The sequence below is a fragment of the Kineosporia succinea genome (assembly GCF_030811555.1).
In the GTDB taxonomy this organism is placed as follows: domain Bacteria; phylum Actinomycetota; class Actinomycetes; order Actinomycetales; family Kineosporiaceae; genus Kineosporia; species Kineosporia succinea.
This window is the reverse complement of sequence record NZ_JAUSQZ010000001.1, coordinates 7,816,998-7,831,500: the sequence shown is the minus strand read 5'-3', so window position 1 is coordinate 7,831,500 and position 14,503 is coordinate 7,816,998. Positions and strand designations below refer to the sequence as shown.

12 protein-coding genes and 1 riboswitch are annotated in these 14,503 nt (G+C 72.9%); of the genes, 1 reads left to right on the top strand and 11 read right to left on the bottom strand.

All coding sequences use genetic code 11. The features are described from left to right. Nucleotides 1–67: 67 nt before the first annotated feature. From J2S57_RS34175 to mptB, 7 genes are read right to left on the bottom strand one after another with little or no spacing between them, the layout of a single operon-like run. Nucleotides 68–661: a hypothetical protein gene (locus J2S57_RS34175; protein ID WP_307250552.1), complete on the bottom strand. Its 594-nt coding sequence runs from the start codon at nt 659–661 to the stop codon at nt 68–70. Further along, nucleotides 658–1,983, bottom strand: a complete 1,326-nt coding sequence (locus J2S57_RS34170) for a hypothetical protein (RefSeq protein WP_307250550.1) — start codon at nt 1,981–1,983, stop codon at nt 658–660. Before J2S57_RS34170 ends, J2S57_RS34175 begins: the two co-directional genes overlap by 4 nt. Continuing rightward, complete coding sequence (locus J2S57_RS34165; RefSeq protein ID WP_370882739.1) at nt 1,983–2,777, bottom strand: ABC transporter ATP-binding protein; 795 nt, start codon at nt 2,775–2,777, stop codon at nt 1,983–1,985. Before J2S57_RS34165 ends, J2S57_RS34170 begins: the two co-directional genes overlap by 1 nt. A 32-nt stretch (nt 2,778–2,809) precedes the next feature. After that, the gene (locus J2S57_RS34160) at nt 2,810–3,598 is read right to left on the bottom strand and encodes a hypothetical protein (RefSeq protein ID WP_307250546.1); all 789 of its coding nucleotides are present in this window, start codon (nt 3,596–3,598) and stop codon (nt 2,810–2,812) included. Further along, nucleotides 3,595–4,134 (bottom strand): RNA polymerase sigma factor, encoded by a 540-nt coding sequence (locus tag J2S57_RS34155; RefSeq protein ID WP_307250544.1) that lies wholly within the window; start codon nt 4,132–4,134, stop codon nt 3,595–3,597. Before J2S57_RS34155 ends, J2S57_RS34160 begins: the two co-directional genes overlap by 4 nt. Before the next feature lie 17 nt (nt 4,135–4,151). Next, a complete protein-coding gene (locus tag J2S57_RS34150; protein ID WP_307250542.1) occupies nt 4,152–6,125 on the bottom strand; it encodes a hypothetical protein in 1,974 nt (657 codons plus the stop codon). Then, complete coding sequence (gene mptB / locus J2S57_RS34145) at nt 6,122–7,606, bottom strand: polyprenol phosphomannose-dependent alpha 1,6 mannosyltransferase MptB (RefSeq protein ID WP_307250540.1); 1,485 nt, start codon at nt 7,604–7,606, stop codon at nt 6,122–6,124. The genes J2S57_RS34150 and mptB overlap by 4 nt, the downstream gene beginning before the upstream one ends. Nucleotides 7,607–7,701: 95 nt before the next feature. Between mptB and J2S57_RS34140 the strand changes: the two genes are divergently transcribed. Next, the gene (locus J2S57_RS34140) at nt 7,702–8,769 is read left to right on the top strand and encodes an ABC transporter substrate-binding protein (RefSeq protein WP_307250538.1); all 1,068 of its coding nucleotides are present in this window, start codon (nt 7,702–7,704) and stop codon (nt 8,767–8,769) included. Between the two features lie 36 nt (nt 8,770–8,805). Here J2S57_RS34140 and metE read toward each other — a convergent pair whose 3' ends face one another. The 4 genes from metE to J2S57_RS34120 all read right to left on the bottom strand — a co-directional run bounded on the left by metE (nt 8,806) and on the right by J2S57_RS34120 (nt 14,404). After that, the gene (metE, locus tag J2S57_RS34135) at nt 8,806–11,109 is read right to left on the bottom strand and encodes a 5-methyltetrahydropteroyltriglutamate--homocysteine S-methyltransferase (protein ID WP_307250537.1); all 2,304 of its coding nucleotides are present in this window, start codon (nt 11,107–11,109) and stop codon (nt 8,806–8,808) included. A 118-nt stretch (nt 11,110–11,227) separates the two neighbouring features. Continuing rightward, nucleotides 11,228–11,444: riboswitch (cobalamin riboswitch) on the bottom strand. An 8-nt stretch (nt 11,445–11,452) separates the two neighbouring features. Beyond that, nucleotides 11,453–13,045 carry an LCP family protein gene (locus J2S57_RS34130; protein ID WP_307250536.1) on the bottom strand — a complete coding sequence of 531 codons (1,593 nt, stop codon included), beginning with the start codon at nt 13,043–13,045 and terminating at the stop codon, nt 11,453–11,455. Nucleotides 13,046–13,137: 92 nt separating this feature from the next. Continuing rightward, nucleotides 13,138–13,452, bottom strand: a complete 315-nt coding sequence (locus tag J2S57_RS34125) for a hypothetical protein (RefSeq protein WP_307250535.1) — start codon at nt 13,450–13,452, stop codon at nt 13,138–13,140. Nucleotides 13,453–13,702: 250 nt separating this feature from the next. Then, nucleotides 13,703–14,404, bottom strand: a complete 702-nt coding sequence (locus J2S57_RS34120) for a GNAT family N-acetyltransferase (RefSeq protein ID WP_307250533.1) — start codon at nt 14,402–14,404, stop codon at nt 13,703–13,705. Nucleotides 14,405–14,503: the final 99 nt, after the last annotated feature.

The following is a 14,503-nucleotide window of genomic DNA, read 5'->3' as shown; positions in this document are numbered from 1 at the left end:
GCGCCGGTCGTTGAATGCCCTGGTGGCAAGGTATTCCGGTGAGTATTTCGGGACGGTGAAGAAAGAATTACTCCCGCGTTTGCGCGAAGACGCGTCCGCGCATGTGGGCAACGGTTCCCGAAAGGGCGAGAACGGCGGCGGTGACGCTGGCGGCGGTGGTGTCGGCGGGCTGGGTCATCCAGGTCAGGACCTGCAGGACGTGGCTGTCGGTGGCGCCGCCCCAGACGGCACCGACGACGCTGATCAGGACGGGCCCGAACCAGGCGCGCGAGGGGCCCAGGGCAGCGGCGCCGAAGGCGGCCAGGCCGAGCAGCCCGGCGGTGTCGCGCACCAGGAAGTCGGCCGGCCCGAAGTCGACCGGGGTCGCGGCGAACGCGGTGAACAGGCACGACAGGAGCACGAAGGCGGTCAGCAGGTGCAGGCCGCGCACCCGTGACCAGGGCCGGGCACCGCTCTCCTCGAGGGACTCGTCGTAGCGGGCCAGGGTCACCGAGACGATCGCACAGGCCAGGGCCACGGTGACGCTCGCGACCTTCTCACCGATCCGGCCGGCGTCGGAGAAGGCGTTCCAGCCGAGCCAGACCAGCCCGGTGACGCCGATCGCGAGCCCGGCGGCGGCGGGGGTGTGCCGGGCCCGCAGGTGCAGGGCGAGGCCGTTCATACCAGCGTGTCCAGCCCGGCGTCGCAGCCCTGGGCGCGGAACGCGGCGACCCGCTCTTCCTGCGTCGCGGCGGGCAGGGCGGAGAAGACGGCCCAGGCCCGGTCGAACGTCTCCTGGTAGTACACGAAGTTCGGTTCGACACCGGCCCGGTCGGTGAGCCAGCGGGTGGCGAGGTCCCCGGCCACCGAGCGTCCCTCGTCGGCGGGGTCGCGCAGGTCGACGTCGCAGTCGGTGGGGCTGGCGACGTCGGCCAGGGACATCGCGACCATCTGGTCGGGGTCGTCGAGGTGGCCCCGGGCGTCGAGGTAGAGCGAGATGGGCACGACCCGGGGGTCGCCGGTGCCCTCCCCGGCCGGGACCTCGCGGGCCGAGGTCGGCGCGTCCGGGAGCACCGAGGCGGTCTCCAGGATCCGGCGGCCCAGGTCGGTGACCTCGGGCAGCAGCCCGGAGTGCACCCGCATGACGCACACCCGGGGGGTGTCGCCGGTGGCGTCCGAGCAGACGGGGCTCATCGCCTCGGCGTCGCGGGCGTAGTGCCCCTGCGCGTCCATGGCGTTCGCGGCCGGCAGCGTCGGCACCAGGATCACGGCGGTGGCCAGCGCGGGCACGGCGGCCAGCAGTTTCGTGCCGCGGCGCCGGGCCACGGCCAGGCCGTACCCGGTGACGGCGAGCGCGGCCAGCCAGATCGCCTGCTTGCCGCTGAGGACGAGCGGCAGTTCGACCCAGTCCATCTGGAACGGGGCGTGCAGGCCGGGCAGGAGCAGGCCGGCGTCGGGGCCGCCGCGGAGCATGCTGAGTTCGGGCAGCAGGGTGGTCAGGGCGAGGGCGAGCACGGTGACCATCGGCGCGGTGAAGCGGGAGGGGGCCAGGGCCCCGGCGGCCAGGCCCAGCCAGGTGGCGGCGACGAGGGAGAGCGCGCCGACGGCGGTGGCGACGAGGGCGGGTCCGGTCAGGTAGGCCTCGGCGGGGGACAGGTACAGGCGCACGGTGCCGGCCAGCAGGCTGAGCAGGTACGCGGTGACGACGCCGAGGGCCAGGCAGACGGCGACGGGCACGAGTCGGCGCGCGGGTGGCCGGGGGCTGGTGCCGGTGAGTTCGCCGAGGCCGGCCATCTGCTCGCGGCGGGCCTGCCAGGCGCCGGCGCCGACGGCCAGCGGCCACATCATGACCAGGGCGTCGCGCAGGGTGTAGGCGAGTGCGGCCCAGCCGGCCGGGTTGCTGGAGTTGCCGCCGCCGAAGAGGCTGAACAGGCCGACGGCGAGCAGGAGCAGAGTGAGCCCGGCGGTGACCGAGCGGCGCAGTTCGATCCGCAGGGCGCGCATCAGTTCCAGCCCCCGGCCCGGCCCAGCAGGGCGCTGTAGCCGCGTTCGGTGGGGCTGTCGCCCGGGTCGCTGTCCTGGCCGGCGGCGGCCAGTTCGTCGGGGGTGCCTTCCCAGACCTTCTGCCCGGAGGCCATGAGCACGACGTTGTGGCAGGCGGCGGAGACGTCCTCGACCAGGTGGGTGGAGACGAGCAGGCAGGCGTCGTGGCCGAGTTCGCGCAGCAGGGTGCGGAATCCGACGCGCTGGGCCGGGTCGAGGCCGACGGTGGGTTCGTCGAGCAGCAGGAAGCGGGGGTCGTGCACGACGGCCTGGGCGATGCCGGCGCGGCGCAGCATGCCGCCGGACAGGGCCTTCATCTTCTGGCCGGCCTGGTCGGCGAGCCCGACGCGCTCGATGGCGCGCTGGGCGGCGGCGGGGATCTCGCGGTCGGGCATCTCCTTGAGCCAGGCCATGTACTCGACGAACTCGCGAACGGTGAACTTCGGGTAGAAACCGAACTGCTGCGGCAGGTAGCCGAGTTCGCGGCGGATGTCGCGCAGGTGGCTGCCGCGGGCGGCGTCGTGACCGAGCAGGGTGAGGTCACCGCCGGTCACGGGCAGCACGGTGGCCAGGGCGCGGATCAGGGTGGTCTTGCCGGCGCCGTTGGGGCCGAGCAGCCCGTGCACGCCGGTGCCCAGGCGCAGGGTCAGGCCGTCGACGGCCAGGGTGCGCCCGGCGCGGACCTTCAGGTCGCTCGCCTCGACGGTCCAGGCGTAGCGGGTCGGGGCGGTCTCGGCGGAGCTGAGGGTGCGCATGCGGGGGAGTCCCTTCGTCATTCGAAAGAGGTTCACAGGCGCGCGAAACCGCGGGCGCGCACGGCCACGGTGGCGGCGGCGATCACGGTGGCGGCGGCCCACACGGGGGTGGCGGACGCGGTGAGCACGGTGGGCACCTCGGCGGTCACGACGCCGGGGACCAGGACGCCCGCGGTCCACAGCGCCCAGACGCTCAGGGCGGAACGGACGACGCCGAACCGGTCGCTCAGGGCCAGGGTGGTGAGCGTGAGGGCCAGGCAGGGCAGCAGCCACAGGGCCGGGGCCAGACCGACGATCCAGCTCGCGGCCAGGAGTACGGGGATGACCAGCAGCAGCGCGGCGACGCTGCGGCGCAGGAGCATCCACAGCCCGGTGCGCGGTGAGGTGCCGAGCAGTTCCCAGGCCGGGTCGCTGTACCGGGTCCAGCTGCCCGCGACCGGCAGCAGCGGCAGCACCGGGGCCAGCAGCAGCACCGGTGAGGGGTGCTCGGGGGCGAACGCGCCCAGGCCGAGCGCGGCCGCCAGGATGCCGAACGTCATGGCCAGCCAGGGCATCAGCGACCACACCGCCCAGCGGCGGCGCGCGGCGAGGCGGGGGACCGGCTGGGGGCCGGGACCGGTGGCGATGCCCTCGTCGAGGGCGGCCGCGACCCGCTGGAGGATGTCGTCACCCGTGGTCCGGAAGACGGAAACCTGCTGGGCCCGGCACTGTTCGCACGACTCGAGGTGGGCCTCGAGCGACCAGACGCTCACGTCGTCCAGCGTCGGGTCGCCCGTGGTGTAGCGATCGATGAGGGTGGCGTCGGGGTGAGGGGTGTTCATGACAGTGCCTCCCTGAGGGCCAGGCGTGCCCGCCGGACCCGGGTCTTCACCGTGCCCTCGGCCACGCCGAGCATCACGGACGTCTCTCGTGCGGTCAGGCCGTCGAGCACCATGTGGGACAGGACCTGCCGCAGTTCCGGCGGCAGCGCGAGCAGCGCCTGTTCCATCTCGCCGGACACGTGGCCCCGGAGCACCACGTCCTCGGCCGCCGGTTCGGTGGCGACCAGCGGCTCCTCCTCGGTCGGGGTCTCGGCCGCGTGCCGCGCGCGCCGCCGGAAGGCGTCGACGAGCCGGTGCGAGGCGATCGTCCACAGCCAGCCCGCCGAGGTGTCCTCGCCGTCGGACCGGCCGGAGAAGGACCCCGCCGCCCGCCAGACGGCCAGGTAGGTGTCCTGCAGGACCTCCGCCACCAGGTCGTCGTCGCTGCAGCGCCGGCGCAGCCGCACCAGCAGCCAGGGGGAGGTGCGCCGGTACAGCTCGTCGAAGGCCGCGCGGTCGCCCCGGCTGACGCGACGGAGCAGCGCCGCGTCGCCCATCGCTCCAGGTTGCCGTTTCACCTCCCGCCAGACGAGGCGACGGTGCCGGAGGGATTGCGATCCGGATGTGATGTGGCACACATCCGGCTGTGGGTGGTGGCCATCAGGGGCGCCATCAGCAGGCAGGCGTCGGTCGCGACCGTCGCCCCCGAGTCGTTGACCAGCGAACCGATCACCGCGAGGACCCCGAACGCGATCAGCCCGGCCCGCAACGCCGGCGGCCCGGCCGGCAGCATCCGGTGGCCCCGCGCCAGCCGGTGCGCCACGAGCACCACCACGGCCGGCACCAGCACCACCAGGTATGTCGTGAGCAGGATGTGCAGGTTCAGCTCGGCCTTGCGCGTGATCACCGGCAGCGCCCCGCCGTCGATCACCGTCTGCGCGAACCGGCCCAGGTGCGTACGGCTGCCCGGTTCCCGCATCCAGTCCGCCCCCGCGGCGACCGTCACCAGCCCGAGCGTGCCCACCCCGACCAGCAGCAGCCGGCGCCCGGTCACCCGCACCCCGGCGACCAGCAGGCCCAGCACGGCGAACGCGGGCACGAGCGCCGGCGGCCCACCGAAGTCACTGCCCAGACCGGGAGCACCGTCCACGACCACCGCCGCGATCCCGACCGCCCCCACCGCGAGCACCCGGCCCCGCCTCGTCGGCAGCACGTCGGCCAGCGCGACCGCGCTCACCAGGGCCGCGGTCGCGAACACCGCGAACGCCGGATTGCCGAAACCGTGGAAGCGGCCCCCGATCACCGGCTGCAGACCCAGCAGGCTCGAGAGCGCCAGCGGCGAACCACTCAGCGCGTCCCGGGCCAGCACCAGCGCACTCATCGCCGCCACCACGCCGGGCGGCCCCAGCAGCGTGTGCCGCCAGGGCCCGGCCAGGGCGATGACGGCCATCGGCAGCACCCAGACCAGAACCGCCAGGCACAGGGCCAGGCTCGGCACCGGAAAGCGCCACCAGGCAATCTCGTTCGCCAGGAACGTCGCGGCCGGAACGCAGGCGAACGCGATCGCCGTCCGGTACGGCACCCGGCGCCCGCGCCACCACGCCAGGCCGTAGACCAGCACCTGGGTACCCACCAGCCCGGCGAAGAACGGCACCACCACCGGGCCGATCGCCTCCGACGCGGCGTCGAGGTCGGCGAGCGTGCGCGGTGCGGCGTTTACCGGGCGCATCGGCGCCCCGACGGCACTCACGGGCACCGGCACCCCGGCCAGCTCCAGGATCGTCGGGAGCAGATCGGTGGTCTGCACCAGAGCGTCCTGCCGGGTCGAGGCGCTGCCCAGCAGCGAATTCCCGTAGCTGCCGCCGGTCACCGACACGAGCCGGAGCCGGGACGAGGTGCCCGCGTCGTGCGGGGACGCCACCATCACGGTGGCGTTCGTGGGCAGCGCGTTCAGGGTTGCCGAGAGCCGCTTCTCGAGCGCCGCGACCGGAGTGCTGCCCTCCGGGGCCAGATCCACCACCAGCACGTCCGGATCCGTGGCCACGGCGGCCGGCACGTCGCGCATCACGTGCGGCACCCGGCCGTCCGCGTCCGCCAGTGCGACGGCCGCCCCCGGCCCGACGGCTGCCGTGCTCACCCCGTGGGCGGCCAGCGTCTCGCCGAGAAGGCCCGGCCGGGCGTCGTAGTCGTCGCGGGCGGCCTGGTCGAGGTAACGCGGCCAGCCGGTCACCCGCCCCGGCCCGCCCTCGGACGGCACCCGCACCTGCGGCTGCCCGCACTCCGCGTCCGCCGCCCGCGACCCGGCCGAGATCGCCAGCCAGCCGTCCACCGGGCAGGTGACGGCGCGCACACTCCGGACCACCATCCACCCGCTGGAACCGTTCTCCCGCAGCGTGTTCAGCGTCGGCTGGGCGGCCGTGACCTGGTCCCAGCGCAGGCTCCCGGTGCCGATCAGCACCACCGGCCCGGGAGACGGCTCGGCCCGGGCCGAACCGCCCCCGGTCAGCAACAGCCCGAGCGTCACCCCGAGAACCCCGAGCCACCTCATGCGGTCTGCAGCACCAGCAGCCGTCCGGTGCGGCGCAGCATCCACAGCCCCGCCCCCAGCGCGAGCACCGCTGCGGCGTAACCGATCCCCAGGCTCACGCCCCCGGTCACGAACGGCGGCAGCACCATCGCCGTCACCGCGCTGAAGATCACCAGCGGACGCGCGGCCCGGTCACCGGCGGCGCTCGCGGCCAGCGGCAGCAGCGCCCACAGCAGGTACCAGGGCTGCACCACCGGGCTGGCCAGCAGCGTGACGACGAACAGCAGGCCGATGCCGCGCACCGGGTCCATCCCGTCCCGCAGGCCCAGCAGGAGCCGGATCACGACCGGTGTGGCGATGATCAGGCCGAGCAGGTTGGCCGCGGAGACCGCCGAGGCGGTGAGCCCGGAGTGGAAGAAGCCCACGAGCAGGCCGGTCAGGGTGGTGGGCGACATCCAGCTGTAGACCGACGTGGTCGCGGTGAACGGGGCCGTCACCCAGCCGAAACCGGTCAGGGCCGAGAGGATCACGGTGACGGCCGCGAACACCGAGACCATCAGCGCGATCGCGGGCACCGGCCGGGCGCAGCGGCGCACGGCCACCAGGCACAGGCCCAGCAGGGCGGCGGCGGCGACGATCTTGACCGAGGCGGCGAGCGTGATCATCCCGGCCCCGGCGGCCAGACGGCCGTGGGCGGGCCGGGTTTCGAGACCGGTGAGCACCAGGCGCATTCCGGCCAGCATGAGACCCAGCATCAGCGCGTCGTTGTGCACGCCGGCGACGAGGTGCCACAGCACGAGCGGGTTGGCCAGGCCCAGCCAGAGGGCCGTTCCCGCAGCGGTTCCCGAGCGCCGCGCCAGGAAGGGCAGCGACCAGGCGATCAGCACGACCCCGGCCACCACCAGCAGCCGGTACAGCACCACGCTCAGCACCAGGTTCTCGCCCGCGACCAGCCCGGCCAGCCGCGAGAGCAGCATCCAGGCCGGGCCGTAGGGCGCCGGGGTGTCGAGCCAGTAGTGACTCACGTGCCCGACCACCTCGGACGAGGGGTCCAGCGCCTGCGCCGGGCCGAGGCGGTAGGGGTCCAGGCCCCGCGCCGCGGTCAGGCCCTGCGCGACGTAACTCCACACGTCGTTGCTGAACAGCGGTCGCGCGGCGAGCAGCGGAACCGACCAGGCGGCCGTGATCGCGTACAGACGGCGGGTTGTCAGGTGCTGGAGGTCGCGGCCCAGGCCCAGCCAGGCCAGCACCAGCAGGCCCATCGCGACGACGCTCACGGCCGTCGTCAGGGTCGGGCCGGGCAGCAGGCCGGAGGTGGCGAGCGTCAGCACAGTTGTTGCGGCACAACCGGTCGCAGCCATGACGAGCCAGCGGCGCACCGGCGCCTCGCGGCGGGTGGTGTCGTGGACGGCAGTGGTCTCGTACCCGAGTTCGAGCAGCATGGTTCTCAAGACGCCGGCCACCGGCGCCAGGGATTCCCGAAGCGATGTGACCTGGGTCACCCTGGTCGAGTTCTCGCGCTCGCCTGGGCAGGGGCACCCGGCCCGGGCACTCGCACCCGTCGGACGCTGCCCTCGGGTGAACTACCCTCCTGGTCATGAATCGCCCGAAACGGACGACGGCCGTGCTCGTCGCCGTCGTGCTGGCCGCCGGGCTGGCCGCCTGCTCGGACAGCCGCGACGGCCAGATCCAGCCCGGTGACGCCTCGCCCATCGGCCCGGTCGCGGTCTCGGCGGCCCCCGAAGCCGAGTTCCCGGTGACGTTCGAGGGCCGGTACGGCGACGTCACCGTGAAGCAGCAGCCCCGGCGGGTCGTCGCGCTCGGCCGCGGCGACGCCGACGCCCTGCTGGCCCTCGGGGTCACGCCGATCGCGATGACGGCCTGGGAGGAGCTCGGGAACCTGGGCACCGGGCCCTGGGCCGAGGACCGCCTCGAGTCCCGGCCCACGCTCATCCCCAGCCCGCAGATGGACGCCGACTACGACCAGGTCGCCGAGGTCGCCAAGCTCAGGCCCGACCTGATCGTCGAGACCGGGCTGCACGACGATTCCGAGCGCTACCAGGGCCTGTCGAAGATCGCGCCGGTCATCGCCGCCCCCAGGGGCGCGGGCGAGTTCTACGTCCCGACCATGGCCGAGCAGACCCTCACGGTCGCCCGCGTGCTCGGGATCCCCCAGCAGGGGCAGAAGCTGCTCGACGACCTCGAGGCGACCCGCGCGTCCACCGTGCGGGACCACCCGGAGTTCAAGGGCGCCATCGTCTCGGTCGGTCAGCGCATCGAGACCACCTGGTTCGGGCAGATCTTCGCGATCGACCGGCTGAAGTTCTTCCTCGACCTGGGGTTCCGGCCCAACCCGGCCTTCCAGGACCTGGCCAGCACCGCCGACACCGATCTGGGCTACGAGCCCGACCAGGTCGAGGTGCCGGCCCGGAACCTGAAGGTCTTCGACGCCGATCTGGTCGTGGTGGACGAGACCAACGCCCGGCGGCCCGTTCTGGAGGACAAGAACTTCCTGGCCGTGCCCGCCGTGCGCGACGGCCACGTGATCACGCTGTCCCCGGACCCCGAGAAGCCCTACCTGCAGGCCCTCGACCGGCCCAGCGTGCTCTCACAGACCTGGCTGCTCGAGACGCTGGTGCCGGAAGTGGACGGCAAGCTCGGCTGAGGGCACGAGCAGACGCGCGATCGGGCAGGAATCAGCTCACCGCAGGCTCTCCGCCGCGGCGACCAGGTTGGCCAGCGACGCCTTCACCTCCGCCTCGTCGCGCGTCTTCAGCCCGCAGTCCGGGTTCACCCACAGGCGCCCGGCCGGAACGTGCTCCAGCGCCCGGCGCAGCATCCCGGTGAGCTCGGCGCGGTCCGGCACCCGGGGGGAGTGGATGTCGTAGACACCCGGCCCGACCCCCGAGGGATACCCGGCCCCGGACAGGTCGGCCGCGATCGACAGGTGCGAGCGGGCACCCTCCAGGCTGATCACGTCGGTGTCGAGATCGATGACGGCGGAGAGGATCTCGCCGAACTCGGCGTAGCACATGTGGGTGTGCACCTGGGTGTCGTCGCGTACCCCGCCGGTCGCCAGCCGGAACGCGGCCGTGGCCCAGCGCAGGTACTCCGGCCGCTCGGCCGCCCGTAGCGGCAGCCCCTCGCGCAGCGCGGGCTCGTCGACCTGAATCACCGCGGTACCGGCGTTCTCGAGATCGGTCACCTCGTCGCGCAGGGCCAGCGCGACCTGCCGGGCGGTCTGCTCCAGCGGCTGGTCGTCCCGCACGAACGACCAGCACAGCATCGTCACCGGGCCGGTGAGCATGCCCTTGACCGGCTTCGGCGTGAGCGACTGGGCGTACGACGTCCACTCCACCGTCATCGGGGCGGGCCGCGAGACGTCACCGACGACGACCGGCGGACGCACGTAGCGGGTTCCGTACGACTGCACCCAGCCGTGCTGCGTGGTCACGAAACCGGTGAGCTGCTCGGCGAAATACTGCACCATGTCGTTGCGTTCGGGCTCGCCGTGCACGAGCACGTCCAGGCCGAGGGTCTCCTGCAGGCGGATGACGTGATCCACCTCGGCCCGCATCCGCGCGGTGTACCAGGCCCGGTCGAGGTCACCGCGGCGGAACCGGGCCCGCGCCGAGCGCAGCGCCGGCGTCTGCGGGAACGAGCCGATCGTGGTCGTCGGCAGGTTCGGCAGCCCGAGGCGCTCGGCCTGCCGCGGCGCCCGGTCGGCGTAGGGCGTGGCCCGGTGTTCGTCGTCCCCCGTCGTGGCCCTGACCCTTTCGCGCACGGCCGGGTCGTGGGTGATGGGTGAGGCCGCCCGGTGGGCGAGAACCTCGTCGTTGTCCCGCAGTTCGGCCTCGATGGTGGCCGTCCCGGCGGTGATGCCCCGGGCCAGGGTGGCCACCTCGTCGATCTTCTGGCGGGCGAAGGCGAACCAGCGGCGGACGTCGTGGTCGAGCCCGGTCTCCAGGCTCACGTCGAGCGGCACGTGCAGGAGCGAGCAGGACGGCGCGACCACGATCTCGTCGGCCAGGGCGTGCAGCGTGGCCAGCCGGGCCAGCTGGGCGCGCAGGTCGGCGGCCCAGACGTTGCGGCCGTCGATCACCCCGGCGACCAGCCGCTTGCCGGGAAGCCCACCCACGGCGGCGAGTTCGTGCAGGTTCGCCTCGGCCCAGTCCCCGGACAGGTCGAGGGCGATGCCCTCGACGGGCGCCTCGCGCAGGATCGGCAGGGCCTCGCGCACCAGCCCGAAGTAGGTGGCCACCAGGATCTTGGGGCGGTTCGTGGCCTCCCCGAGACGCTGCAACGCGGTGCGGGCGGCCGCCAGCACCGCCGGCGGCTGGTCCTGCACCAGAACCGGTTCGTCGAGCTGCACCCAGTTCACCCCGGCGGCGGCCAGCTCGGCCAGGGCCTGCTCGTACACGGGCAGCAGACGGTCGACGAGCGAGACCGGGTCGAAGCCCCCGGCCACCCCGGGCGCGGCCTTGGCCAGGCGCAGGAACGTGAGCGGCCCGACGAGCACCGGCCGCGCGTCCAGCCCGAGCGTGCGGGCCTGGCGGTACTCCTGCAGCGGTTTGGCCGCATCGAGGGTGAACTCGGTGTCCGGGCCGAGTTCGGGCACCAGGTAGTGGTAGTTGGTGTCGAACCACTTGGTCATCTCGAGCGGCGCCACGTCGGCGGTGCCCCGGGCCATGGCGAAGTAGGTGTCCAGGTCGTCCAGGCCCAGATCGCGGTGCCGGGCGGGCACGGCGCCGACCATGACGAGGGTGTCGAGCACCTGGTCGTAGAGCGAGAAGTCGTTGCTGGGAACCTCGGTGAGCCCGGCCGACTTCAGGGTCTCGAACACCGCGCGGCGCTCGTCGACGACGGTGCGACGAAGGTTCTCGGCGCTCAGCTCGCCGCGCCAGTAGGCCTCGATCGCCTTCTTCGTCGCGCGGTTGCGACCGATCCGGGGATGGCCGAGAAGGGTTGCGGGCAGGGGACTGCCACGGAAACTGCTGCTGGTCACGTGCTCTCTCCTCGCGAGCTCGGTCTTCACCGGTGACCGGGCAGGAGGGGGCGCACGCACGGCGGATCGCCGTCTCGCCGACCGTCCCACGGGGTCACCGGAAACCCGAGGGCACGGTGGGCCCACGGCATCACTGGCAGGTCTTCGGACTCGTGGGCCCGCGCTCTGACGAACGCACCTACTGGCCGTCGCTTCCCAGGTGCCCACGGGCGCCCAGTGCTGATGACGGCGGTCGTTCCCACTCACCGCTGCGGGGCAGTCCCGGATTCACACCGGGTTCCCTCTTACGGCGCCCTGCCTGGATGGCAGGGAGAACCAGCGACGTGGCCAGCCTAACCGACGCCTAGTCGGAGTCCGAGTCCTTCTTGGTCGTCGCCGCCGCGTACGCCTGGCTGGGGGTCATCGGCACACCGTTGTACTTCACCGTCCTGTAGGTGCTCACCGGCACGCACCCGGAGTTCTTGGCCGTGGAGGCGTGCGAGTCGGCCAGCGCCTCCTTGCGGGTCTTGGCGGTGGTCCGGGGGTAGGTGTCGCCCTCGGACCAGTCCTTGCCGATCGCCAGCGTGACGTCGTCGACGTCGGTGCTCTGCCGCAGCAGCGAGGAGGGGATCTTCAGGTCGGCGGCCAGCTGCCGCGCCTGGTCGACCTGGCCCTGGGCGTAGAGCACGGCGGTGCGGGTCTCCAGGTCACCGGCGGACGCGTCGGTCACCGCCCGGTCGTAGCCCGCCTCGGTCAGGACCTGGGTGATCGAGCCGGCCCGGCCGTCCACGCCGCCGTGGTTCTGGACCTTCACCGTGAAGTCGGTGGCCACGCCGGCGGACGCGGTGGTCGCGGCCGCGGACGGGGTGGCCGTCGCGGTGGCCGGGTCCTTCGACAGTGACTCGTCGGCGGCGATCGTGGAGAACAGCTTCTGCGCGGCCTCGGCCGGCACCACGCGGTTGGAGTTGTTCGGGTCGGCCGCGGTCTGCATCGTGGTGAAGGTGATGCGGTCGGTGTCGACCTTGTTGAACTCGGTGGCGAGGTCGACGAGCTTGGGGATGCTGTTCAGGCCCTCGTCCACGGTCAGGGCCTTGGTCGCGGCGTCGGCCACGCCGTAGAGCTTGGTCGGGTTCAGCAGGGTGCCCTTGTCCTTGAGCGACTGGATGGCCGCCGAGAGGAACGCGTGCTGGCCGTACGTGCGTCCCAGATCGCTGCCGTCGCCGAAACCGTGCCGCGTGCGCACGAACTGCAGGGCGCCCTCACCCTTGAGCGTGTGCTTGCCCTCGGAGAGCTTCAGGTGCGAGTACGTGTCGTAGATGTCGGCGCTGACGCACACCTGCACACCGCCGGTGGCGTCGGACATCGCGATGACCCCGGCGAAGTCGACCATGACGAAGTGGTCGATCGTGACGCCGGTGAGCTGGTGCACGGCCGCCACCGAGCAGCCCGGGCCGTAGCTGAGGCTGGAGTTGATCTGGCCGTAGTGGGCCTCGCTGGTCGCGCCGGTCGTGGCGTCCTTGCAGCCGGGCATGTCGGTCATCGTGTCGCGCGGGATGCTCATCGCGGTGATGTTCGAGCGGTCGGCCGACACGTGCACCAGCAGCTGGACGTCCGCGTTGCCGACGGCGTTGTCACAGGCGCCGCCCAGCTTGCAGTTCTCCTCCGACGAGCGCGAGTCGGTGCCGATCACCAGCACGTTGATCGGGAAGCGGCCCTGCTCGTCGGCCTTGCGCACCCCGGCGCTGCCGGTCGTGCCGCTGAACAGCGCCGACGAGGCGATGTTGCCGTTCAGGTGCTGGTAGACGTACGCACCGCCGCCGAGCGTGCCGCTGACGAGCACCACCACCGTGCCGAGCACCACCTTGCCGAGGCCGGTGGTCCTGCGTGCCCGGGAGTGACGGACCGGTCTCGGTGCGTCGATCGGCCGGCTCCGGGCACGGCGCTCACTGGGTCCCACCCTCGCATGGTGCCTCCCGGAGGCTGAACCGGGCCTGAACCGGGCTGAGGGAATCGGTCTCGGGCCCCGAACCCGGCCCGGGCACGGCTCGCTCAGGGCCTCCGCAGCGCCTGCGGCACGGTCGTCGCCCTGAACTCCTCGCGCTCGTACGGGTTCTGGGCGTACGCCCAGAGACTCACGAACCCCTGCGGCTCGGCCGGGATCCGCCCCTCCCGGCTGGGACAGCCGTTGCTCACGGCCCGGCAGGTCTCGCGGTCCGACAGCGCGGGAACGGTTTCCGGCCCGTCGAACCCGGTGGCGCGGTAGGCGTCGGCCGGCGACGGGACCCGGGCGCGGTGGCCGGGAACGGCGGTGAGGTGACGTTCGCCGGAAGCGACCGGCGCGTCTTCAATACATGAAACCGACACCGCCGCACCGATTCCCGGGAGCGCGACGACCAGGGCGCTGCGGTGGGCGGGTGCGCCCGAGCGACTGGCGCAGAGGTGGAAACGGCCGGGCTCGGCGCCACCGGGACGAGGGTGGCCGGGAATCCGGCCGCCCGGACTGAATCGGTTCGCTGGATGGTTCCGGCCTGGGCCATGTCCGCCTCCGACGCGCTGGTCGCCTTCCCGTCACGCTGACAAGGCCGTCCCGCAAAGTCGACTGGATCAGTAGACTTCATGCGGGCGGTGCCACGACCACGGTGAACGTCGGCCGCCACCGGACCTCGAAACCCAGGTACTCGTACAGCCGGATCGCGGTGGTGTTGGAGGCGCCGGTGTGCAGCATGGGTACGTCACCGCGTTCGCGAATGGCGTGGGCGACCGCCCGGATCAACCGCCCGGCCAGCCCCTGACCCCGGTGCGCGGCATCCGTGCAGACGGCGCTGATCTCGGTGTGGCCGGGCGGGTGCAGGCGCTCGCCGGCCATGGCCACGAGCTTGCCCTCGCGCCGGATTCCCAGGTACGTGCCGAGTTCCACGGTGCGGCGCTCGAACGGCCCGGGCTCGGTGCGGGCGACCAGGTCGAGCATGTCGTCGACGTCGTCCGCGCCCAGTCTGACCGCTTCCGGCTCGGGGGCGCTGACCAGTGCCTGGGTCGAGACCATCTGGATGCCCGGGATGCTCATCGAGATCGTCCAGCCGTCCGGCAGCCGCTCGGCCAGGTCGGCCGGCCCCGGGAAGAACGCGGACCGCCCCGGCCCGACCAGCTCGGCCAGATCGGCCCAGGCCGCCGGATCGTCGTAGTCGGCGATGGCACTGATCGGCGAGATGTCGGCCGGATAGCGCCGGGCCCGCCCGGTGCCGATCGCGAGGGCGGCGTGGGCACCGGTGAGGGACGCCCAGCTGGGGTTGTCGAGAAGATGGGTCACGTCACTCATGGGGTTCGCCTCTGGGGAGGATCGCTGACGGGCCGCACGAGTGCACCACGCCGGGGCCGGCAAAGGCAACCAGTTTGATCGAGAAGGGCCGGTGGTCGG

Bases quoted from the DNA above. Each gene is read 5' to 3' on its own strand.
- J2S57_RS34175 (WP_307250552.1), bottom strand. From the start codon at position 661: ATGAACGGCCTCGCCCTGCACCTGCGGGCCCGGCACACCCCCGCCGCC.
- J2S57_RS34170 (WP_307250550.1), bottom strand. From the start codon at position 1,983: ATGCGCGCCCTGCGGATCGAACTGCGCCGCTCGGTCACCGCCGGGCTC.
- J2S57_RS34165 (WP_370882739.1), bottom strand. From the start codon at position 2,777: ATGCGCACCCTCAGCTCCGCCGAGACCGCCCCGACCCGCTACGCCTGG.
- J2S57_RS34160 (WP_307250546.1), bottom strand. From the start codon at position 3,598: ATGAACACCCCTCACCCCGACGCCACCCTCATCGATCGCTACACCACG.
- J2S57_RS34155 (WP_307250544.1), bottom strand. From the start codon at position 4,134: ATGGGCGACGCGGCGCTGCTCCGTCGCGTCAGCCGGGGCGACCGCGCG.
- J2S57_RS34150 (WP_307250542.1), bottom strand. From the start codon at position 6,125: ATGAGGTGGCTCGGGGTTCTCGGGGTGACGCTCGGGCTGTTGCTGACC.
- J2S57_RS34140 (WP_307250538.1), top strand. From the start codon at position 7,702: ATGAATCGCCCGAAACGGACGACGGCCGTGCTCGTCGCCGTCGTGCTG.
- J2S57_RS34120 (WP_307250533.1), bottom strand. From the start codon at position 14,404: ATGAGTGACGTGACCCATCTTCTCGACAACCCCAGCTGGGCGTCCCTC.